Origin of the sequence: Pseudomonas meliae (assembly GCF_001400515.1) — a bacterium.
In the GTDB taxonomy this organism is placed as follows: domain Bacteria; phylum Pseudomonadota; class Gammaproteobacteria; order Pseudomonadales; family Pseudomonadaceae; genus Aquipseudomonas; species Aquipseudomonas amygdali.
Genome location: NZ_LJQT01000409.1, coordinates 1 through 18,925 on the forward strand (window position 1 = coordinate 1; position 18,925 = coordinate 18,925).

An 18,925-nucleotide genomic window follows, 5' to 3' on the forward strand; every position below is an offset into this window, starting at 1 on the left:
GAACAGCTGCCTTGCTCGGAGCTTCCCTAACCAGCTGGAGAGCGCCCTGCTCAACCTGGTGCTCAACGCACGCGATGCAATGCCCGACGGCGGCACGCTGGTGGTCGAAACCTTCAATCAGCAGCTGGACAGATCGTTTACCAATGCCCATGAGAACCTGCTGCCCGGTGATTACGTGGTGCTGAGCGTCAGTGACAATGGCTGCGGCATGCCGGAAACAGTGATCAGCCGTGCGTTTGACCCGTTCTTTACCACAAAGCCTATCGGCCAGGGCACCGGTTTGGGTCTTTCAATGATCTATGGTTTCAGCAAACAGTCGCATGGTCATGTTTCAATCAAGAGTGAAGTAGGCCGAGGCACTACCGTACAGCTGTTCCTGCCGCGCTTTAAGGGGCTTGCAGATGAAGCCGAGCAGAGTTTCCAGAGCAATGCCGTTTACGCCGAAAATGGCGAAACCGTGCTGATCGTCGAAGACGACCCGGCTGTTCGGACGCTGGTCAGTGAGGTACTCAGCGAATTGGGTTACACCTTCATCGAGGCCGGCGAAGCACTGGACGCCGTGCCGATACTGGAATCAGGCCAGCGTATTGATTTGCTGATCAGCGATGTAGGGCTGCCGGGCATGAATGGCCGGCAGCTTGCAGAAATCGCCAGGCAGCTGCGACCGGAACTCAAAGTGTTGTTTATCACCGGTTACGCAGAGCATGCCGCCGTCCGCGGAGGCTTTCTGGAGAACGGTATGCAACTGATTACCAAACCCTTTGCGTTCGACCACCTGACCTCGAAAGTGCGGGAAATGATAGAAGCCTGAGAAACGCTCAGGCTGTGCATGACTCCGGCCTGTAAGACGGCCTGCTCACTCGACGGTTAAAGCGCGTCTTCAGGCCAGCAGTTCCTGAATACGCGAATGCAGCGTTTCCATGGTGAACGGTTTGGCGAGAATGGGTGCCTTCAGCGCAATGGGGCTGCCTGAATCGAGTATTTCCGCCGGATAGCCACTGATGAAGATCACTTTCAACTCCGGTCGAAGCATCACCGCAGGCTCGGCAATCTGTACACCCGAGACACCACCCGGCAATCGATAATCGGTGATCATCAGGTCAAGGTGGGGTTTGGTCGCCAGAATCTCGAAAGCCTGCTCACCATTCTCGGCTTTCAGGACTCGATAACCCTCACCAGACAGATAATCGGCCAGAAGCATCAGGATCAGGGGTTCGTCTTCGACGATTAATACGACGTTTTCTGCATCAGCGCTCATTGAACTGCCTTTGATCTTATAAATAGCTGCCATTACGACCACGGCATGCATGGGAGGTTGCGCCGATATGTGATTAAACTTGATTGCCAGTGGCTATCATCTACATCGCCAACGGCTGTCACCTGTATCGACAGCAGCTGTCATCTATAAAGGCAGGCAGATACGAAAGACGGAACCCTTGCCTTCTTCGCTCTCCACCTCGATACGACCGCCGTGAGCCATGACGATCTGATCGGAAATGAACAACCCCAGGCCAAGCCCGGCAACAGCGTGATTGCTCGATACTCGCTCGAATTGCTGAAAGATGCGCTTCTGGTTTTCAGCAGTAATACCGATGCCTTGATCCCGAACCTCAATGAAGGCTTCGCCCTCCCTGCTGTACACATGCACTTCAATCGGTTTGCGCGCACCGTAGCGCAGCGCATTGGTCAACAGGTTGGCAACCACTTGCTCGATACGGAACTCGTCCCAAACGCCGATCACCGGCTCTTCGGCAAACCGGGTGACCGTCGAATCGGCGGCGGCAATCTGTGCGGCAAAGCTTTCCAGCAACTGACAGACCAGTTCGCTCAAGTCAAACGGGCTCGGCCTGATCGACAGCTTGCCGGTACGAATTCTGGAGACATCAAGCATGTCTTCTATCAGGCGGATAAGGCTCTGAATCTGTCGCTCGTCGCGGTCGACCATTGCCCGCAGCTTTTCCATGGTGAACGCTGAAGCGTTGTCTTTGGCCAGGTGAAGTTTGCGCAGCTGGGTCTCCAGAATCAGACCGTTGAGCGGCGTACGCACCTCGTGGGAAACGATGGACATGAAGTCATCACGCATACGGATCGCGTGTTCCAGTTCGCCCTGGGTCGACTGCAGACGCTTGAGCAAGGCTTCCTGCTCCTGGCGACTGCGCTCCAGCTCTTCGACCTGTAGTTTCATGGCCTTGCGCTGCCGATACAGATCAACGAAAACATTGACCTTGCTCTTTACCGCATGGATATCCAGCGGCTTGTGCAGGAAGTCCACGGCACCACTTTCATAGCCCTTGAAGGCATAATTGAGCTCGCGACCGGCAGCGCTGACGAAAACGATCGGTATGCTCTTGGTCTTCTCGGTGCTGCGCATCATCTCGGCCAGCTCGAACCCGTTCATTCCAGGCATCTGGACATCGAGGATGGCCAGCGCGAACTCGTGCTGCAACAGCAGTGATAACGCTTCGTCCGCCGAGAGTGCCTTGTAGACGAGTCGATCACCGCGCTTGATCAGCGCCTCGAGGGCCAGCAGGTTTTCCGGCAAATCATCGACGATGAGCAGTTTTGCCTGAATTTCACTTAACATGCGGTTCGTTCCAACTCGACCAGCAAGCGGCCAATATCGTTCAGGGAAAGAAGGTAATCCGGCGAGTGCAACGCCAGGCCCGCCTCGGGCATGGTCGACGCCTGGGCCTGCGAGGGGTCTTGAATCACCGTGAAACCACCATACTTCTTGATCTGCAGCAAACCTTGTGCGCCGTCATTATTGGCACCAGTCAGCAATACGCCAGCCAGTCGCGGGCCGTAGGCATCCGCGGCCGAACCGAACAAAATGTCGATACTGGGCCTTGAGTAAAACACCCTGTCTTCCTGACTCAATGACAGTGAAAAGTCAGACTCCACCGAGACGTGGTAACCCGCTGGCGCAACGTACAAAGTGCCCGGCACGATATCTTCCTTGTCATCGGCTTCCTTGACCGGGATCGCCAAGCGATTCTGAAATACATGGGCCAACTGGCTGCGCCGGTCATCCGGCAAATGCAACACCATCAATATAGGCAGACTGAAACCCGGCCGCAGATTTCTGAATATTTTCAGCAGGGCCTCTACACCACCCGCTGACGCGCCTACGACAATAGCATCGACCACGGGCAACGGGACGCAGGACAGGTCATCGTCAAAGGTGGTTCTCATGATTTCCGGTAGATCCGCTCGGGTTTCACCAGCGTCTCGAACGCCCCGCCGTAGGCAGAGAAATCCAGGGTTTCCTTACTGCCCAGCGCCAGAAAGCCGCGATGACACAGCGAGTCATGAAATAACCCGAAAGCTCGATCCTGAAGTTTTTTGTTGAAGTAAATCAGTACGTTACGGCAGGAAACAAATTGCGTTTCGGAGAATACACTATCTGTAGCCAGACTGTGATCGGCAAAAGTGACGTTCTCGCACAGTGTCTTGTCGAAGATCGCGTAATCGTAGGCAGACGTGTAGTAATCGGCGAAATTGCGCTGCCCTCCCGAGTTACGGTAGTTCTCCGTATAGGTGCGCAGGTTATCCATGGAAAAAATGCCCTGCTTGGCCTTCTCCAAAGAGATGGGATTGATATCGGTCGCATAAATGATGGTCCGCTCCAGCAGCCCCTCTTCGCGCAATAGAATAGCCGTTGAATAAACCTCCTCACCCGTACTGCAACCGGCAATCCACACCTTGATCGACGGATAAGTGCGTAGCACCGGCACGACCTCGTTGCGGATCGCCAGAAAGTGCGAGGGGTCACGGAACATCTCACTCACCGGGATGGTGAGAATCTGCAACAGCTGCATGAATGCTGCCGGGTCATGAAGCACACGCTCCTGCAGGGCCGAGATGGTCGCGCAATCGAACTGACGCAACGCATGGATCACACGGCGCTTGATCGACGCACCGGAATAGTCGCGGAAATCGTAGCTGTACTGGAGGTAGATAGCCTCTATCAGCAGGCGCAGCTCGATCTCTATGCTTCGATCAAGGTGCATGATGCCATCCGTTTTTGCGCCCCGGAAAGCACGGCCAGTGAGCCCTCATTCAAATGCGCTCCATCTTCGGCAGCCAGACGCGAATCAGTGAAAACAGTCGATCCAGGTCAATGGGCTTGGCCAGGTAATCGTTGGAACCTGCCTGCAGACAACGCTCCTGATCATCTTTCATGGCCTTGGCAGTAACGGCGATGATCGGCAGCTTGCGCCAGCGCGGGTCTTTGCGGATCTCGATGGTCGCTTCGTAACCGTCCATTTCAGGCATCATCACGTCCATCAGGACCAGATCGATGTCTTCGACCTCATTGAGCTTTGCAATCGCTTCAAGACCATTGCGGGCAATTTCCACCACTGCCCCCTTGTGCTCCAGGGCGCTGGTCAGGGCGAAAATGTTACGCACGTCGTCATCGACCACAAGGATCTTGCGCGCTTCAAAGACCTTGTCACGGCTGCGCGCGGTCTTGAGCATCTTTTGTCGCTCGTTGGATAGTTGCGACTCGACCTTGTGCAGGAACAGCGTGACCTCGTCCAGCAGGCGTTCAGGCGAGCGTGCGCCCTTGATGATGATCGAGCGCGAATATTTCATCAGCTCGGCTTCTTCATCACGGGTCATGTTGCGCCCGGTATAGACAATCACCGGCGGAAAGGCGCAGATGTCTTCCGTGGACATGCGCTTGAGCAGCTCATTGCCGAGCATGTCCGGCAGTTTCAAGTCGATGATCATGCAGTCGTAGACATTCTCGCGCAGCAGGTCCAATGCCTCCTGGGCAAAACCCACCGCAGTGATTTCAATATCATCGTCGCCGATAAGGCGAGCAATGCTGTCACGTTGCAGCGCATCGTCTTCGACCAGCAGGATGCGCTTGACCTTCTGGGTCAGTTTGGCCTCCAGCTTGGCGAATACATCCTTGAGCTCTTCGCGGGTGGTCGGCTTGACGGCGTAGCCAATGGCGCCCATGTGCAGCGCAGCTTCCTGGCGATCCTCGACCGAAATTACATGCACCGGAATGTGTCGGGTAGGTGCCAGCTCCTTGAGACGCTGAAGCACGGTCAGGCCCGAGTGATCCGGCAGGCGCATGTCCAGCAGGATCGCGTCCGGCGTGTAGCGTGACGCCAGGTTGAACCCTTCATCCGCAGCATGCGCGACCAGACAGTCATAGCCCAGCTCATGGGCCAGATCGAAGAGGATCTGAGCGAAGCGCACTTCATCTTCGATGACCAGAATGCAGCGCCGCTGAAACGGTGCCTTGTCACGATCATCGGCAAACACGGCTACAGGTGTTTCCACCGGCACTGGGGCCGGGGCCGACTGCTGGATGACCGGCGCGGCAGGAACCGGCAATGAAGGCGCGGGAGGCGCAAGCATGACCGCAGACTCATTGCCTGGCTCTTGAGGGCCTTGCTCGACATAGCTTTCCGGCAACACCAGGCTGAAAATACTGCCCTGCCCTGGCGCGCTGGTCACACTGATGGATCCGCCCAGCAATGCCGCCAGATCGCGGGAGATCGACAACCCCAGCCCGGTACCGCCATAACGCCGGTTGGTGGTGCCATCTGCCTGACGGAATGCCTCGAAAATACCCTGCTGATGCTCCTCGGCGATGCCGATGCCCGAGTCGCGCACGATAAACACGATGCCTGCACCCGGCTGACGCGAAACGACCATGCTGACGGCGCCCGCTTCGGTGAATTTGATCGCGTTGGACAGCAGGTTCTTGAGGATCTGTTCAAGACGCTGGCGGTCCGTGAACAGCATGGTCGGCGCGCCTGCCTGTATGTCAACCGTGAACGCCAGCTTTTTCTCGGCGGCAAGCGGCTGGAACATGCTGCGCAGGCCTTCGACAAGACGAGATACGCTGCTGTTTTCCGGGCGCATTTCGAGCTTGCCGGCTTCGACCTTGGAAATATCCAGAATGTCGTTGATCAGGTTCAACAGGTCATTACCCGCCGAATAGATCGACTCGGCAAACTTGACCTGTTCGGCGGTCAGATTTTCGCCCGGATTTTCGGCCAGCAGCTTGGCCAGGATCAACGAACTGTTGAGCGGCGTGCGCAGCTCATGGGACATGTTGGCAAGGAACTCGGACTTGTACTTGCTGGCGCGCTGCAGCTCGTCCGCACGCGCCTGCAACTCGGCCTGAGCGATGCTCAGTTCCTCGTTGTTGCGGTCCAGCGCATCACGCTGATCGGCCAGCTGCTCGTTGGTCTGTTCCAGCTCGGCCTGCTGAGTTTCCAGGTGTGCCTGAGACTCCTTGAGAATACGCGACTGCTCTTCCAGCTCTTCGTTGGCCGTGCGTAATTCTTCCTGCTGCACCTGCAATTCTTCGTTGAGTTGCTGGGTCTCGGCCAGCACCTCTTGCAGACGCTGGCGATAACGGGCCGCTTCAATCGAAGTGCCAATGTTGTCCGCGATCAGCTCAAGAAACTCTAGATCCTGCTCGGTAAGCGGGCGCAGAAAGCCCAACTCGATCACCCCGTTGACCTGATCGTCATTGCTGGTAGGCGCTGCCACTATGCTGCGCGGCGAGCCTTCACCCAGACCGGAAGCCACTTTGAAGTAATTTTCGGGCAGTTCATCCAGCGTGATGATCCGGTCCTGTTGTGCGGCCTGCCCCACAATGCCTTCATCGCTGTGAATGGTCTGCTCCTGCTGCTCCTGTTCGCGAGAAAAACCGTAGGAAGCAGCACGCGTCAAGCCGCCGTGATCCTGGCGAATATAGACCGCCGCCACCGACGCGCCCAGATAATGAGTCAGAAACTGAAGGATGTTTCGACCCAGCATATTGAGTGTCAACTGACCCAGTACCTGTTCGGCCAGTTCGCTCTGACCGTTGCGCAACCAGGCGACTTTTTGCAGACGCTCGGCATTGATTTCCTGCAGCCTGAGGTTTTCGCTGTAGGTGGCCGAAAGCGACAGCAAATCACGTCGTCCGATATACGCCAGGATAGCGCTGACAATCACCACGAATATCAGATACAGGCAGACTGAAAGAATGGTACTGCGCGTGACCTCTGCGTTGCGGGTCAACCGAAGTTGCTGTTCCATTTCGACAGCCTGATCGTACTCGGTGCGGATCTGATCAGTAATTCGCTTGCCACGTCCGGCCAGCACAGCAGTTTGATAGTCGCCGTTGTTGCGCCGCAGATTGATCATCTCCTGAGCAAACGCATTCCACTCCTGCTGCATCGTGGACAGACGCCTGAACCGGTCCTGTTGCGTCGGGTTGTCTTCGACCAGACTCTTGAGTCCGTCCAGCTCGGCAACCAGCAACGGTTTGGCGATTTCATAGGGGTCGAGAAAGTGTTGATCGCCGGTCAGCAGAAAACCGCGCATGCCGGTTTCCATGTCTATCGACAGTTTCATCGAACGGTTGGTGTTATTGATCACCCGGTCAGTGTGCTCGACCCACTGTATGGCCGTGAGCAGATAACTGATCAGCAAAATGAAGAAAACGGCGCTCAGTACCCCCACACCCAATGGCAAGCCGACGTTACGCCCCAGCAGTTTTCGAAAGCGTTGCTCATCGACAACAGACGTCCGATTCATGAAATATCCCTGACGAGTGGATCAAAACCGTAGAGTTTGCCGTAAACCCACGAAAAACACTCTTATTTCTGACATAGAGGATTGAAATTTCACACATAAATCGGTGATAAGCTCACGCACATATCGCGTTCATGACGTAAAGCCATCAATCACCCTCACAATTCACCGTATTTGTGCGCCGATTGAACTTCCACCCGGTTTTTATTTACTGATACAGGGACAGTATCAACAGTGGACAGGACGGCGCTCGGTTACTCTGAGCTGCCGGAAAAGGAAGCATCGCATTCCATGCTGTCTGCGCTATCACCATTTTTCAGGTTTAAGGAGTCAACAATGCCGGACACAGACCGCACCATTCTCGTGGTCGAAGACGACGCCATTGTGCGCATGCTGATTGTCGACGTGCTCGAAGAGCTGGAATACAAGGTACTGGAAGCCGAGGACGCCACTTCAGCCCTGACTTTCGTTGTTGACGATACCAGGCACATCGACCTGTTGATGACTGATCAGGGGTTGCCCGACATGAAGGGGACCGCGTTGGCTAAAAAGGTCATCGAACTGCGGCCTCAATTGCCGGTACTGTTCGCCAGCGGTTACTCCGAGAACATCGATGTGCCGCCAGGCATGCATTCGATCGGCAAGCCTTTTTCAATCGACCAGTTGCGTGACAAGGTAAAAAGCATCCTTGACTGACATCAAAGCTGCTTTCAGTCACACCGACACGCACGCCAGCACACGTGTATTGATCATCGGCTACGTATGGCCCGAGCCACGCTCTTCGGCTGCCAGCGGGCACATGATGCAACTGATCCAATGCTTCCTCGAGCAGAACTGGCAGATTACCTTTGCCAGCCCTGCCACTGAAGGTGAACATAGGGCCGATCTGGTCAGCCTGGGCATCGAGGAAGTACGAATCGCGCTCAATGACAGCAGTTTTGACCTGTTTGTCAGCAAATTGCAGCCCGATATCGTTGTTTTTGATCAGTTCATGATCGAAGAGCAGTTCGGCTGGCGCGTCGAGCAACAATGCCCCGACGCCCTGCGCATTCTGGAAACGTCGGATTTTCAAAGCCTGCGCCATGCACGCCATCAGATGTTGAAGGACTCGCAGAACAGCGATTCCGCGGGTGATCCGAGCGATATTTGCGACACTTCAACGCCGGGGCTTTTCAAGCAGATCGCCTCCAGTGAGCTGGCGCAGCGCGAGGTCGCATCGTTGTATCGCTGCGACCTGAACCTGATGACATCCGACGTTGAAATGGCATTACTGACCGGTTCGTTTGGGCTGCCCGCCTCGCTGCTGCACTGGTGTCCGCTAATGATTGACGGCGTTCCCGACAGCGTTCGGCCTTTTGCAGAACGCGCGCACTTCCTCAGCATCGGTAATTTCCGTCACGCCCCCAACTGGGATGCGGTGCTATGGATGAAAACCGCAATCTGGCCGCTGATCCGTCAGCAATTGCCTGAAGCGCAGCTGCATATTTACGGTGCCTACACGCCACCCAAGGCAACAGCGCTGCACAATGGCGCTCAAGGGTTTCATGTGAAGCACTGGGCTGAAGATGCGTTGCAGGTCATGTCATCAGCACGCATTTGTCTTGCGCCGTTGCGTTTCGGTGCCGGCATCAAGGGCAAATTGATGGATGCCATGCTCTGCGGCACTCCGTCAATCACCACTGTGATCGGCGCAGAAGCCATGAGCGGCGGGCTGCCGTGGCCTGGCGTCATCGCCGATAACCCGAAAGACATCGCTGATGCTGCGGTCAGACTCTATCAAGACCAGACCCGCTGGCTAGAGGCGCAGAACGCCGGGCTGGCGTTGCTGCAGGCGCGTTACCAGCATCGGCAACACTGTGCGAGCCTGATCGAGCGCATTCAGACCCTTCGTAACCAGTTGCCCGAGCATCGTCTGGCGAACTTCACCGGCGCCATGCTTCGCCATCATCACCACAAGAGCACCAAGTACATGGCGCAGTGGATCGAAGCCAAGAACCGTAACAAGGCTGAAGATACGGTCTAAGCTGGTTTGCGCAGCAGATAGGTATCCATGATCCACCCCCTGCGGTCGCGCGCTTCGGCGCGCAACAGCTTGATCTGCTCACACACGTCATCGAGCCTGCCAGACACCAGTATCTCGTCCGCGGTGCCCAGATAAGCGCCCCAATAGATATCCAGCCCGTGCCCGACGTAACGCTCGAATGTGCACTGTGCATCCAGCATCACCACGACATTGCTGTGTTGCTCAAGCGCTGCCGCCGCCAGGCGTCGCCCTGTGGTGATGTGAATCGACTCACCAATACGATTGAGCGGTATCCGGTGTTGCGCCACCAGGCTCTGGACACTGGTGATGCCGGGAATCACCTGATATTCGAATGTTTCCCTGCCGCGCGCCAATACGCGGTCAAGGATGCGCATGGTGCTGTCATACAGTGACGGATCGCCCCACACCAGAAATGCACCAACCTGATCTGCGCCAAGCTCATCGGTCAACAGCCGTTCGAACAATGCAGCGCGCTGCTCGTGCCAACTCTCGATACCCCGCTCGTAGACGTCAGGGTCGCCTTCGCGCCGTGGGTCCTGAACCTGTACCAAACGGTAGCCCTGATAAGTGATATGGCGCTGGCAAAGCGCTTTGCGCAGACGCAGCAACTCATCGTCGACATAGCCCTTTTCGAGGATGAAGATCACATCGGCACGGTTCAGCGCAGCAATGGCCTGCAAGGTAATCTGCTCGGGATCACCGGCCCCCATGCCAATCAGCAGGATCTGTTTCATCGGATAACCACTCCACTGTGGCAAATCATGTGAGACGCCTGATCGTAGGTGATTTTTGTCAGCGACCGGGCATTGAAGCTGAAAATCAGGCACATTATCGTTCTGGCAACTGCTGAACACGACATAGCCATGAGTAAAACAACAAGAATCGCCGACCCTTCCTACGAATTGATGGACGACCACAACGGGCTGTCGATCATTTATCGCGAGCACGGATTCCCCTGTCCGCTGGTGCGCTGGCACTTTCACAAGGAATACGAGCTGCATTTGATTGTGGCCAGCTCAGGCAAGGTATTTGTCGGCGATTACATCGGCAATTTCAACCCTGCCAGCCTGTTTCTGACCGGCCCCAACCTGCCGCATAACTGGATCAGCCAGATCGATGAGGGTGAAGTTGTGGCCAAACGCGACATGCTGGTCAACTTCACCGATGAACTGCTGGAAAGTGGCAATCAGGTGTTTGCCGAACTAAAAACCCTGACGCCATTACTGGAACGCGCCCGCTACGGCATCGAATTTCGCTGCAAACGTACGATTCGTCAGGCCATGAAGCTGATGCAGAAGATTGCCGACTCACGGGGCATCACCCGCCTGGGTCATTTCTTCATTCTTCTCGAGTTGCTGGCGGCCAGCGACGACTATCAGTTGCTCTCTGGCACTGCGGTCGCCCATACGGCTGACGAGCACAGCGTCGATCGCACCAACCGGGCGGTGGATTACATCTTTGCCCACTATGGCCGGGAGCTGCCGCTGGAGGAAGTGGCCGAGTATCTGGGCATGAAGCCAACCTATTTTTCCAGAGTGTTCAAGCAGGCCACGGGGCGATGCTTTGTAGAGTTCGTCAATCGACTGCGCATCAGCAAGTCGTGCGAATTGCTGGCTGATGGCGACAAACCGGTCACTGATGTGTGCTTTGAATCCGGTTTCAACAATATCTCCAACTTCAATCGGCGCTTCCAGCAACTCAAGGGCATGACGCCTTCGCATTATCGCCGCCTGGCTGTGCAGCGCCTGACCGAACAAAACCTGTACTGATTCACCCTGCCCTTGCGCCTATCGTCTACGCTGCAGTTGCGGCGAAGCCAGCCTATGGGCGATTCGGCTCTATCGGCCTTTCGTGCATCAGTGCAAAAAAGTATCAGTCAGAGTGCGGCGCAGGATTTGTCTTTCCGACCGAACGCCGGTGTAATCAATCCACATCTTCCTCACCTCCGGAAGAGAAAAAAACAATAACCATCCTTCTACTGCTCACTGGGCGTGGAAGAGGAGTGATCAATGAAGAACTCAGCAAAACTTCTGCTCGCCAGTTCCGTGCTCAGCACCTGTTTCGTCTTCAGTGGCAGCGCCACGGCAGGCACCGTGACCATTGCCACGGTCAACAACAGCGACATGATTCGCATGCAGCGCCTCTCCAAGACCTTCGAAGAAAAGCACCCCGACATCAAGCTCAACTGGGTCGTGCTGGAAGAGAACGTCCTGCGCCAACGACTGACCACCGACATCGCCACCAAGGGCGGCCAGTTCGATGTGCTGACCATCGGCATGTACGAAGCCTCACTCTGGGGCAAGAAAGGCTGGCTGCAGGAAATGAAAGACCTGCCTGCCAGTTATGAACTGGACGATGTCTTCCCCTCGGTGCGTGAAGGCCTGTCGGCGGATGGCAAACTGTTCGCCCTGCCGTTCTATGCTGAAGCTTCGATCACTTACTACCGCACCGACCTGTTCAAGGCCGCCGGCCTTACCATGCCCGAGCGCCCTACCTGGACACAGATTGCCGAATTCGCTGGCAAACTGACTGACAAGTCCAAGGAACAGTACGGCATCTGCTTGCGTGGCAAGGCTGGCTGGGGCGAAAACATGGCGCTGATCACCACGCTGGCCAACGCTTATGGTGCAAGCTGGTTCGATGAGCAGTGGACGCCACAGTTCGATCAGCCAGAGTGGAAGAATGCGCTGAATTTCTACGTCAACACCATGAAGCAGTCCGGCCCTCCGGGTGCCTCCAGCAATGGCTTCAACGAAAACCTTGCGCTGTTCAATAGCGGCAAGTGCGCCATCTGGGTCGACGCCAGCGTTGCCGGTTCGTTCGTGACCGACAAGAAGCAGAGCAAAGTGGCCGACAGCGTCGGCTTCACCTACGCCCCGCATGAAGTAACCGACAAGGGCTCGTCGTGGCTGTATTCGTGGTCGCTGGCGATCCCGACCAGCGCCAAGAACACCAAGGATGCTGCCGAGTTCACCCAGTGGGCCACCTCGAAAGAGTACGCCAAACTGGTTGCCGATACCGACGGTGTGTCCAACGTGCCGCCAGGCACCCGTGCCTCGACCTACACCGATGAGTATAAGAAAGCCGCACCATTCGCCAATATCACGCTTGAGTCGCTGAAGAAGGCCGATCCCAAATCGCCATCGCTCAAAACAGTGCCTTACGTAGGTATTCAACTGGTCACCATTCCTGAGTTTCAGGCCATCGGTACCAGCGTCGGCCAGCAGTTCTCCGCAGCACTTATAGGCCAGTCCACTGTGGATCAAGCCTTGCAGAATGCGCAAACAGCGACTGCACGTGACATGAAACGAGCGGGTTACCCGAAAAAGTAACCGTCACGCACCAGGGCGAAAGCCGATGCTTTCGCCCTGCCGCTCAACTGCGCAACAACTCTGGTGCAATCCGGTTCGGAGCTCTCCATGAATACCTCAGCCTCCCCTGAACGCACGGACCTGTCCGGCGAACAGCAACCGCTCAAAAGCCGTCGATTCAAGCCGGGCTGGTTTCTGGTCAGTCCTTCAGTGGCGCTTCTGCTGGTGTGGATGATCGTGCCGCTGGGCATGACCATTTATTTCTCGCTGATCCGCTACAACCTGCTCTCCCCCGGCGAAAACGAGTTCGTCGGGCTGGAGAACTTCCAGTATTTCGTCACCGACAGCGGCTTTCTGCCCGGTGCCGGTAACACCTTGCTGCTGGTCGGCAGCGTGCTGGCGATCAGTGTAATCCTCGGCGTGCTGATCTCGGCGCTGCTCGAAGCCAGTGAGTTTTTCGGCCGCGGCATCGTCCGCGTTCTGCTGATCTCGCCCTTCTTCATCATGCCCACGGTCAGCGCGCTGATCTGGAAAAACCTGATTTTCCATCCGGTGTCCGGCGTACTCGCAGCGGTGTGGAAGTTCTTCGGTGCGCAGCCCATCGACTGGTTTGCCCATTACCCGATGCTGTCGATCATCATCATCGTGTCCTGGCAGTGGCTGCCGTTCGCGATTCTGATCCTGATGACCGCCATGCAGTCGCTGGACCAGGAACAGAAAGAAGCGGCGCGTCTGGATGGAGCCGGCCCCATCGCGATCTTCTGGCACCTGACCCTGCCGCACCTGGCGAGGCCGATTGCCGTGGTGGTCATGATCGAGACGATCTTCCTGCTCTCGGTGTTCGCTGAAATCTTCACCACCACCAATGGCGGACCCGGCTTTGCCTCGACCAACTTGGCGTATCTGATCTACATCCAGGCGCTGCTGCAGTTCGACGTCGGCATGGCCTCGGCGGGTGGACTGATCGCGGTAGTAATCGCCAACATCGCGGCGATCATCCTGATCCGGATGATCGGCAAAAACCTCACCGACAAGTCATGAGGACCTTGCCATGATGACCCTCAAACAATCACGCCGCCTGCAAAGCCTGCTGCTCGGGAGCCTGTCCTGGCTGATCGCTGCGCTGGTGTTCTTCCCGATCTTCTGGATGGTGCTGACCAGCTTCAAGACCGAGATCGACGCGTTTGCGACACCGCCGCAATTGTTCTTTACCCCGACGCTGGAAAACTACCTGCACATTCAGGAACGCAGCGATTACTTTCACTTTGCCTGGAACTCGGTGCTGATTTCCTTCAGCGCCACCGCCCTGGCCATGCTGATCGCCATTCCTGCGGCGTATTCCATGGCGTTCTTCGAAACCAAACGCACCAAAAGCACCCTGCTGTGGATGCTCTCGACCAAGATGCTGCCGCCGGTCGGCGTGCTGATGCCGATCTACCTGCTGGCCAAGACCTTTGGCCTGCTGGATTCGCGGCTGGCGCTGATCATCATCTATACGCTGATCAATCTGCCGATCGTGGTCTGGATGATCTACACCTATTTCAAGGATATTCCCGGTGAGATCCTCGAGGCCTCACGGCTGGACGGTGCCAGCACCCGACAGGAGATCTTTCGCGTGCTGATGCCGATCTGCAAGGGCGGCCTGGCCTCTACAGCACTGCTATCGCTGATCCTGTGCTGGAACGAAGCGTTCTGGTCACTGAACCTGACTTCGTCCGCAGCAGCACCGTTGACGGCACTGATCGCTTCCTACTCCAGCCCCGAAGGGCTGTTCTGGGCCAAGCTGTCGGCGGTCTCGACCCTGGCGTGTGCGCCCATCCTGATTTTCGGCTGGATCAGTCAGAAACAACTGGTTCGCGGCCTGTCGTTCGGCGCTGTCAAATAGCCCGACCCCAAGAACAAGAAGGAATCCAACATGGCTAACCTGAGCATCCGCAACCTGCAAAAAGGCTTTGATGGTCATCAAATCATCAAGGGTATTGATCTGGACGTGAATGACCGCGAGTTCGTGGTCTTTGTCGGGCCTTCGGGCTGTGGCAAATCCACCCTGCTGCGACTCATCGCCGAGCTGGAGGAAGTCACTTCGGGGACCATCGAACTCGATGGCCGCGACATTACCCAGGTCACGCCGGCCAAGCGCGATCTGGCGATGGTGTTCCAGACCTACGCGCTTTACCCGCATATGACGGTAGGCAAGAACCTGTCATTCGCGCTGGACCTGGCGGGTGGCGACAAGGCCGAGATCAAGAAGAAGGTCGATGAAGCCGCGCGTATTCTGGAGCTCGGCCCGTTGCTGGAACGCAAGCCCAAGCAGTTGTCCGGCGGCCAGCGCCAACGTGTTGCGATTGGTCGGGCCATCGTGCGCAATCCGAAGATTTTTCTCTTCGACGAACCATTGTCCAACCTCGACGCCGCGTTGCGCGTGCAAACTCGCCTGGAGCTGTCGCGCCTGCACAAAGAGCTGCAGGCCACGATGATTTATGTGACCCACGACCAGGTTGAGGCCATGACCCTGGCCGACAAGGTGGTGGTGCTCAACGGCGGCAAGGTCGAGCAGGTCGGCTCGCCGCTGGAGCTTTATCACCACCCGGCCAATCTGTTTGTCGCAGGCTTTCTCGGCACGCCGAAAATGGGCTTCCTCAAGGGCAAGATCAGTCGAGTGGACAACGCCGGCTGCGAAGTCGAGCTGGATGCCGGAACGCGCATCAGTCTGCCGGTCAATGGCGCAGGACAGAGCGTTGGCGCGGCTGTAACGCTGGGCATCCGCCCGGAACACCTGAACCTTGCCCAGCGCGAAGATTGCCAGTTGCAGGTGATTGCCGATGTCAGCGAACGTCTTGGCAGCGACACGTACTGTCACGTGCGCACCCGTTCGGGCGAGGCGCTGACCATGCGTATTCGTGGCGACCTGGCCAGCCAGTACGGCGAGACGCTGAACCTGCACCTGGACAGTGCCCAATGCCACCTGTTCGACGCTCAAGGCCTGGTGATTGCCAAAGCCTTGCAGACTGTCGCCGCCTGAGTTCCGGAGAGCCCTTCATGAAACTGAACAAAAACAATCTGTCCCGACTGGACGCCGACATTGCCCTGCCCGCCTACACCGTCGACAGCACTCGCCAGGGCATTGCCCATATCGGCGTTGGCGGCTTCCATCGGGCGCATCAGGCGTTTTACACCGATGCACTGATGAACAGCGGCGAAGGCTTTGAATGGAGCATCTGCGGCGTCGGTCTGCGCCCTGAAGACAAAGCCGTACGTGACGCACTGGCGCAGCAGGACTATCTGTACACGCTCTACGAACTGGGCGACACGCCAGATACCGAAACCCGCGTCATTGCCTCGATCAGCGGCATGCTGCTGGCCGAAGACAGCACTCAGGCGTTGATCGACAAGCTGTCCAGCTCGGACATTCGCATCGTCTCGCTGACCATCACCGAAGGCGGCTATTGCATCGACGACAGCAATGGCCAGTTCATGGCGCATCTGCCACAGATCCAGCATGACCTGGCAAACCCGGACCAGCCAAAGACGGTATTCGGCTTCCTCTGCGCTGCACTGGCGCGCCGCCGTGCCGAAGGTACGCCAGCCTTTACCCTGATGTCCTGCGATAACCTGCCGCACAATGGCGCAGTCACTCGCAAGGCGCTGCTGGCATTTGCCACCTTGCGCGATGCCGACCTGCATGACTGGATCAAAGACAACGTCAGCTTCCCCAACGCGATGGTCGACCGCATCACCCCCATGACCAGCGCTGCTCACCGGCTGAAGCTGGCGGACGAGAAGCACATCGACGACGCCTGGCCGGTGGTCTGCGAACCGTTCGTGCAATGGGTGCTGGAAGACAAGTTCGTCAACGGTCGCCCGGCCTGGGAAAAGGTCGGCGTGCAGTTCACCGATGATGTAACGCCCTATGAGGAAATGAAGATCAAGCTGCTCAACGGCAGCCATCTTGCCCTGACCTATCTGGGCTTCCTCAAGGGTTATCGTTTTGTCCACGAAACCATGAATGACCCGCTGTTCGTGCGCTACATCCGCGCTTACATGGACCTGGACGTCACGCCGCAGCTGGCGTCGGTGCCGGGCATCGACCTGGAAGGCTATAAAGACACACTGATCGAGCGCTTTTCCAACCAGGCGATCGCCGATCAGCTGGAACGGGTCTGTTCGGACGGTTCGTCCAAATTTCCCAAGTTCACTATTCCGACGATCAATCGTCTGATCGTCGATCAGGGTAATTTCGAACGCGCCTCGCTGGTCGTTGCCGCGTGGGCGCTGTATCTGAAGGGTGTCGACGAGAACGGCACGACCTACAAAATTCCAGACCCGCGCGCCGAGTTCTGTCAGGCACTGGTGGCCGACGACGTGCTGATTACCCAGCGGCTGTTGCAGGTTGAGGAAATATTTGGCGTTGCCATTCCGAAATCAGCCGAGTTTGTCGCAGCGTTCGAGCAGAACCTCAATGACCTGCGCACGCTGGGCGTCAGTGGCACGCTGGAAAAACTTCTGGCCAACCGCCTTTGAGGTGCGCCCATGTTTCTTGGAATTGACTGCGGCACCCAGGGCACCAAGGTGCTGGTGCTCGATACCGAAAGCGGTACTGTGCTGGGCGAGGGTTCGGCCTCGCATAGCCTGATCAGCGACCATAACGGCCGCCGCGAGCAGGACGTAGGGCAATGGCTGAATGCGCTGCAACAGGCCACCCGCGATGCCTTGGCACAATCTGGCGTGTCGGGGCAACAGATTCTCGGCATCGGCGTATCGGGCCAGCAACATGGTCTGGTGCTACTCGATGCTCAAGGTGAGGTGCTGCGCCCGGCCAAACTGTGGTGCGACACTGAATCGGCTCCTGAAAACCAGCGCTTGCTGGATTACCTGGGCGGCGCGCAGGGTTCCCTGCAACGCCTTGGCCTGGTCATTGCGCCGGGCTATACCGTGTCCAAACTGCTGTGGACCAAGGAACAGTACCCGCAGCTGTTTGAGCGTATAGACAAGGTGCTGCTGCCCCACGACTACCTCAACTATTGGCTGACCGGCCGCTGCTGCACTGAATTCGGAGACGCATCGGGCACCGGTTATTTCAATGTGCGCACCCGTGAGTGGGACCTGCCGCTGCTCGCGCACATCGACCCGAGCGGCCGTCTGGGCAAGGCGCTGCCGCAATTGGTGCAAGCACACGAAGCGGTTGGCGTGCTGCGTCCTGAAATCGCCCGACTGCTGGACCTGAACCCCGCAGCACTGGTGTCCAGTGGTGGCGGCGACAACATGATAGGCGCCATTGGCACGGGCAATATCCAGCCCGGTCTGATCACCATGAGCCTGGGCTCGTCAGGCACTGTCTATGCCTACGCCGATGAGGCGCGGGTCAGCGAGCATGAGTCGGTCGCTACCTTCTGCTCATCCTCTGGTGGCTGGCTGCCATTGATCTGCACCATGAACCTGACCAATGCGACTACGGCAATTCGTGAGCTGTTCGCTCTGGATATCGCTGGTTTCAACCAGACCGTCGCCGAGGCTCCGATAGGGGCCGAAGGCGTGCTGATATTGCCTTTTCTGAACGGTGAACGCGTGCCCGCGCTTCCTGATGCCACTGGCAGCATCGTCGGGCTGGACAGTACCAATCTGACCCAGGCCAACCTGTCCCGCGCCGTGGTCGAAGGCACCACCTTCGGCCTTCGCTACGGATTGGATCTGCTGCGCGACAGTGGTATCAAAAGCGAGAAAATCCGCCTGATTGGCGGCGGTTCCAAAAGTGCGGTATGGCGGCAGATCGTAGCTGACATCATGAATACTCCGGTGATCTGTACCGACCACGCAGAAGCCGCCGCGCTGGGCGCGGCCATTCAGGCCGCATGGTGCTGGTCGCATGCCGACGGCAAGGCTGAGGGCCTGCAGCAACTGTGCGAACGCTGTGTAAGTCTCGATCAAAACAGTGAGACGCACCCCGTGGTGCATAATGTGGCCGCCTATCAGCAGGTCTATCAGCGTTATCAGGCGCAACTGCGCAAGTTTTGAACCG

General features: G+C 57.2%; 16 protein-coding genes. 10 read left to right on the forward strand and 6 right to left on the reverse strand.

Going from position 1 to position 18,925, the window contains the following annotated elements:
• A partial coding sequence (locus ALO64_RS18645) for an ATP-binding protein (protein ID WP_157058677.1) occupies positions 1-811 on the forward strand: 811 nt, incomplete at its 5' end.
• Positions 812-880: 69 nt separating this feature from the next.
• On the opposite strand, the gene ALO64_RS18650 is transcribed toward ALO64_RS18645, so the two are convergent.
• The 5 genes from ALO64_RS18650 to ALO64_RS18670 all read right to left on the reverse strand — a co-directional run bounded on the left by ALO64_RS18650 (position 881) and on the right by ALO64_RS18670 (position 7,557).
• Positions 881-1,258: a response regulator gene (locus ALO64_RS18650; protein ID WP_002553644.1), complete on the reverse strand. Its 378-nt coding sequence runs from the start codon at positions 1,256-1,258 to the stop codon at positions 881-883.
• A gap of 144 nt (positions 1,259-1,402) precedes the next feature.
• Complete coding sequence (locus tag ALO64_RS18655; protein WP_002553643.1) at positions 1,403-2,584, reverse strand: hybrid sensor histidine kinase/response regulator; 1,182 nt, start codon at positions 2,582-2,584, stop codon at positions 1,403-1,405.
• Positions 2,578-3,192: a chemotaxis protein CheB gene (locus ALO64_RS18660; protein ID WP_044343986.1), complete on the reverse strand. Its 615-nt coding sequence runs from the start codon at positions 3,190-3,192 to the stop codon at positions 2,578-2,580. The genes ALO64_RS18655 and ALO64_RS18660 overlap by 7 nt, the downstream gene beginning before the upstream one ends.
• Entirely contained in the window at positions 3,189-4,010 is an 822-nt protein-coding gene (locus tag ALO64_RS18665) for a CheR family methyltransferase (protein WP_044343987.1), read from the reverse strand. Before ALO64_RS18665 ends, ALO64_RS18660 begins: the two co-directional genes overlap by 4 nt.
• A 49-nt stretch (positions 4,011-4,059) precedes the next feature.
• On the reverse strand, positions 4,060-7,557 hold the full coding sequence (locus ALO64_RS18670; protein WP_044343988.1) for a response regulator: 3,498 nt from the start codon (positions 7,555-7,557) through the stop codon (positions 4,060-4,062).
• Positions 7,558-7,890: 333 nt separating this feature from the next.
• Here ALO64_RS18670 and ALO64_RS18675 point away from each other — a divergent pair, with 333 nt between their 5' ends.
• Both ALO64_RS18675 and ALO64_RS18680 read left to right on the forward strand, forming a co-directional pair.
• Positions 7,891-8,250: a response regulator gene (locus tag ALO64_RS18675; protein WP_044343989.1), complete on the forward strand. Its 360-nt coding sequence runs from the start codon at positions 7,891-7,893 to the stop codon at positions 8,248-8,250.
• On the forward strand, positions 8,243-9,577 hold the full coding sequence (locus ALO64_RS18680) for a glycosyltransferase (RefSeq protein ID WP_044343990.1): 1,335 nt from the start codon (positions 8,243-8,245) through the stop codon (positions 9,575-9,577). The genes ALO64_RS18675 and ALO64_RS18680 overlap by 8 nt, the downstream gene beginning before the upstream one ends.
• Here ALO64_RS18680 and cobF read toward each other — a convergent pair.
• Complete coding sequence (cobF, locus tag ALO64_RS18685) at positions 9,574-10,332, reverse strand: precorrin-6A synthase (deacetylating) (RefSeq protein WP_044343991.1); 759 nt, start codon at positions 10,330-10,332, stop codon at positions 9,574-9,576. The two genes, ALO64_RS18680 and cobF, sit on opposite strands and share 4 nt — an antisense overlap.
• Positions 10,333-10,461: 129 nt before the next feature.
• Between cobF and ALO64_RS18690 the strand changes: the two genes are divergently transcribed.
• From ALO64_RS18690 to xylB, 7 genes are all read left to right on the forward strand, one after another.
• Positions 10,462-11,367, forward strand: coding sequence for an AraC family transcriptional regulator (locus ALO64_RS18690; protein ID WP_002553636.1), 906 nt, complete (start codon positions 10,462-10,464; stop codon positions 11,365-11,367).
• 240 nt (positions 11,368-11,607) lie between these two features.
• A complete protein-coding gene (locus ALO64_RS18695) occupies positions 11,608-12,930 on the forward strand; it encodes an ABC transporter substrate-binding protein (protein ID WP_010214724.1) in 1,323 nt (440 codons plus the stop codon).
• A gap of 87 nt (positions 12,931-13,017) precedes the next feature.
• Complete coding sequence (locus ALO64_RS18700; RefSeq protein WP_002553634.1) at positions 13,018-13,950, forward strand: carbohydrate ABC transporter permease; 933 nt, start codon at positions 13,018-13,020, stop codon at positions 13,948-13,950.
• 10 nt (positions 13,951-13,960) lie between these two features.
• Complete coding sequence (locus tag ALO64_RS18705; protein WP_002553633.1) at positions 13,961-14,794, forward strand: carbohydrate ABC transporter permease; 834 nt, start codon at positions 13,961-13,963, stop codon at positions 14,792-14,794.
• A 30-nt stretch (positions 14,795-14,824) separates the two neighbouring features.
• The gene (locus ALO64_RS18710) at positions 14,825-15,931 is read left to right on the forward strand and encodes an ABC transporter ATP-binding protein (RefSeq protein ID WP_044343992.1); all 1,107 of its coding nucleotides are present in this window, start codon (positions 14,825-14,827) and stop codon (positions 15,929-15,931) included.
• 17 nt (positions 15,932-15,948) lie between these two features.
• On the forward strand, positions 15,949-17,430 hold the full coding sequence (locus tag ALO64_RS18715; RefSeq protein ID WP_044343993.1) for a mannitol dehydrogenase family protein: 1,482 nt from the start codon (positions 15,949-15,951) through the stop codon (positions 17,428-17,430).
• A 9-nt stretch (positions 17,431-17,439) separates the two neighbouring features.
• The gene (gene xylB, locus ALO64_RS18720; RefSeq protein WP_044343994.1) at positions 17,440-18,921 is read left to right on the forward strand and encodes a xylulokinase; all 1,482 of its coding nucleotides are present in this window, start codon (positions 17,440-17,442) and stop codon (positions 18,919-18,921) included.
• The last annotated feature ends 4 nt before the right edge of the window (positions 18,922-18,925 follow it).

Coding starts and splice junctions, on each gene's coding strand:
- ALO64_RS18650 (WP_002553644.1), bottom strand. CDS start 1,258: ATGAGCGCTGATGCAGAAAACGTCGTATTAATCGTCGAAGACGAACCC.
- ALO64_RS18655 (WP_002553643.1), bottom strand. CDS start 2,584: ATGTTAAGTGAAATTCAGGCAAAACTGCTCATCGTCGATGATTTGCCG.
- ALO64_RS18660 (WP_044343986.1), bottom strand. CDS start 3,192: ATGAGAACCACCTTTGACGATGACCTGTCCTGCGTCCCGTTGCCCGTG.
- ALO64_RS18665 (WP_044343987.1), bottom strand. CDS start 4,010: ATGCACCTTGATCGAAGCATAGAGATCGAGCTGCGCCTGCTGATAGAG.
- ALO64_RS18670 (WP_044343988.1), bottom strand. CDS start 7,557: ATGAATCGGACGTCTGTTGTCGATGAGCAACGCTTTCGAAAACTGCTG.
- ALO64_RS18675 (WP_044343989.1), top strand. CDS start 7,891: ATGCCGGACACAGACCGCACCATTCTCGTGGTCGAAGACGACGCCATT.
- cobF (WP_044343991.1), bottom strand. CDS start 10,332: ATGAAACAGATCCTGCTGATTGGCATGGGGGCCGGTGATCCCGAGCAG.
- ALO64_RS18690 (WP_002553636.1), top strand. CDS start 10,462: ATGAGTAAAACAACAAGAATCGCCGACCCTTCCTACGAATTGATGGAC.
- ALO64_RS18695 (WP_010214724.1), top strand. CDS start 11,608: ATGAAGAACTCAGCAAAACTTCTGCTCGCCAGTTCCGTGCTCAGCACC.
- ALO64_RS18700 (WP_002553634.1), top strand. CDS start 13,018: ATGAATACCTCAGCCTCCCCTGAACGCACGGACCTGTCCGGCGAACAG.
- ALO64_RS18705 (WP_002553633.1), top strand. CDS start 13,961: ATGATGACCCTCAAACAATCACGCCGCCTGCAAAGCCTGCTGCTCGGG.
- ALO64_RS18710 (WP_044343992.1), top strand. CDS start 14,825: ATGGCTAACCTGAGCATCCGCAACCTGCAAAAAGGCTTTGATGGTCAT.
- ALO64_RS18715 (WP_044343993.1), top strand. CDS start 15,949: ATGAAACTGAACAAAAACAATCTGTCCCGACTGGACGCCGACATTGCC.
- xylB (WP_044343994.1), top strand. CDS start 17,440: ATGTTTCTTGGAATTGACTGCGGCACCCAGGGCACCAAGGTGCTGGTG.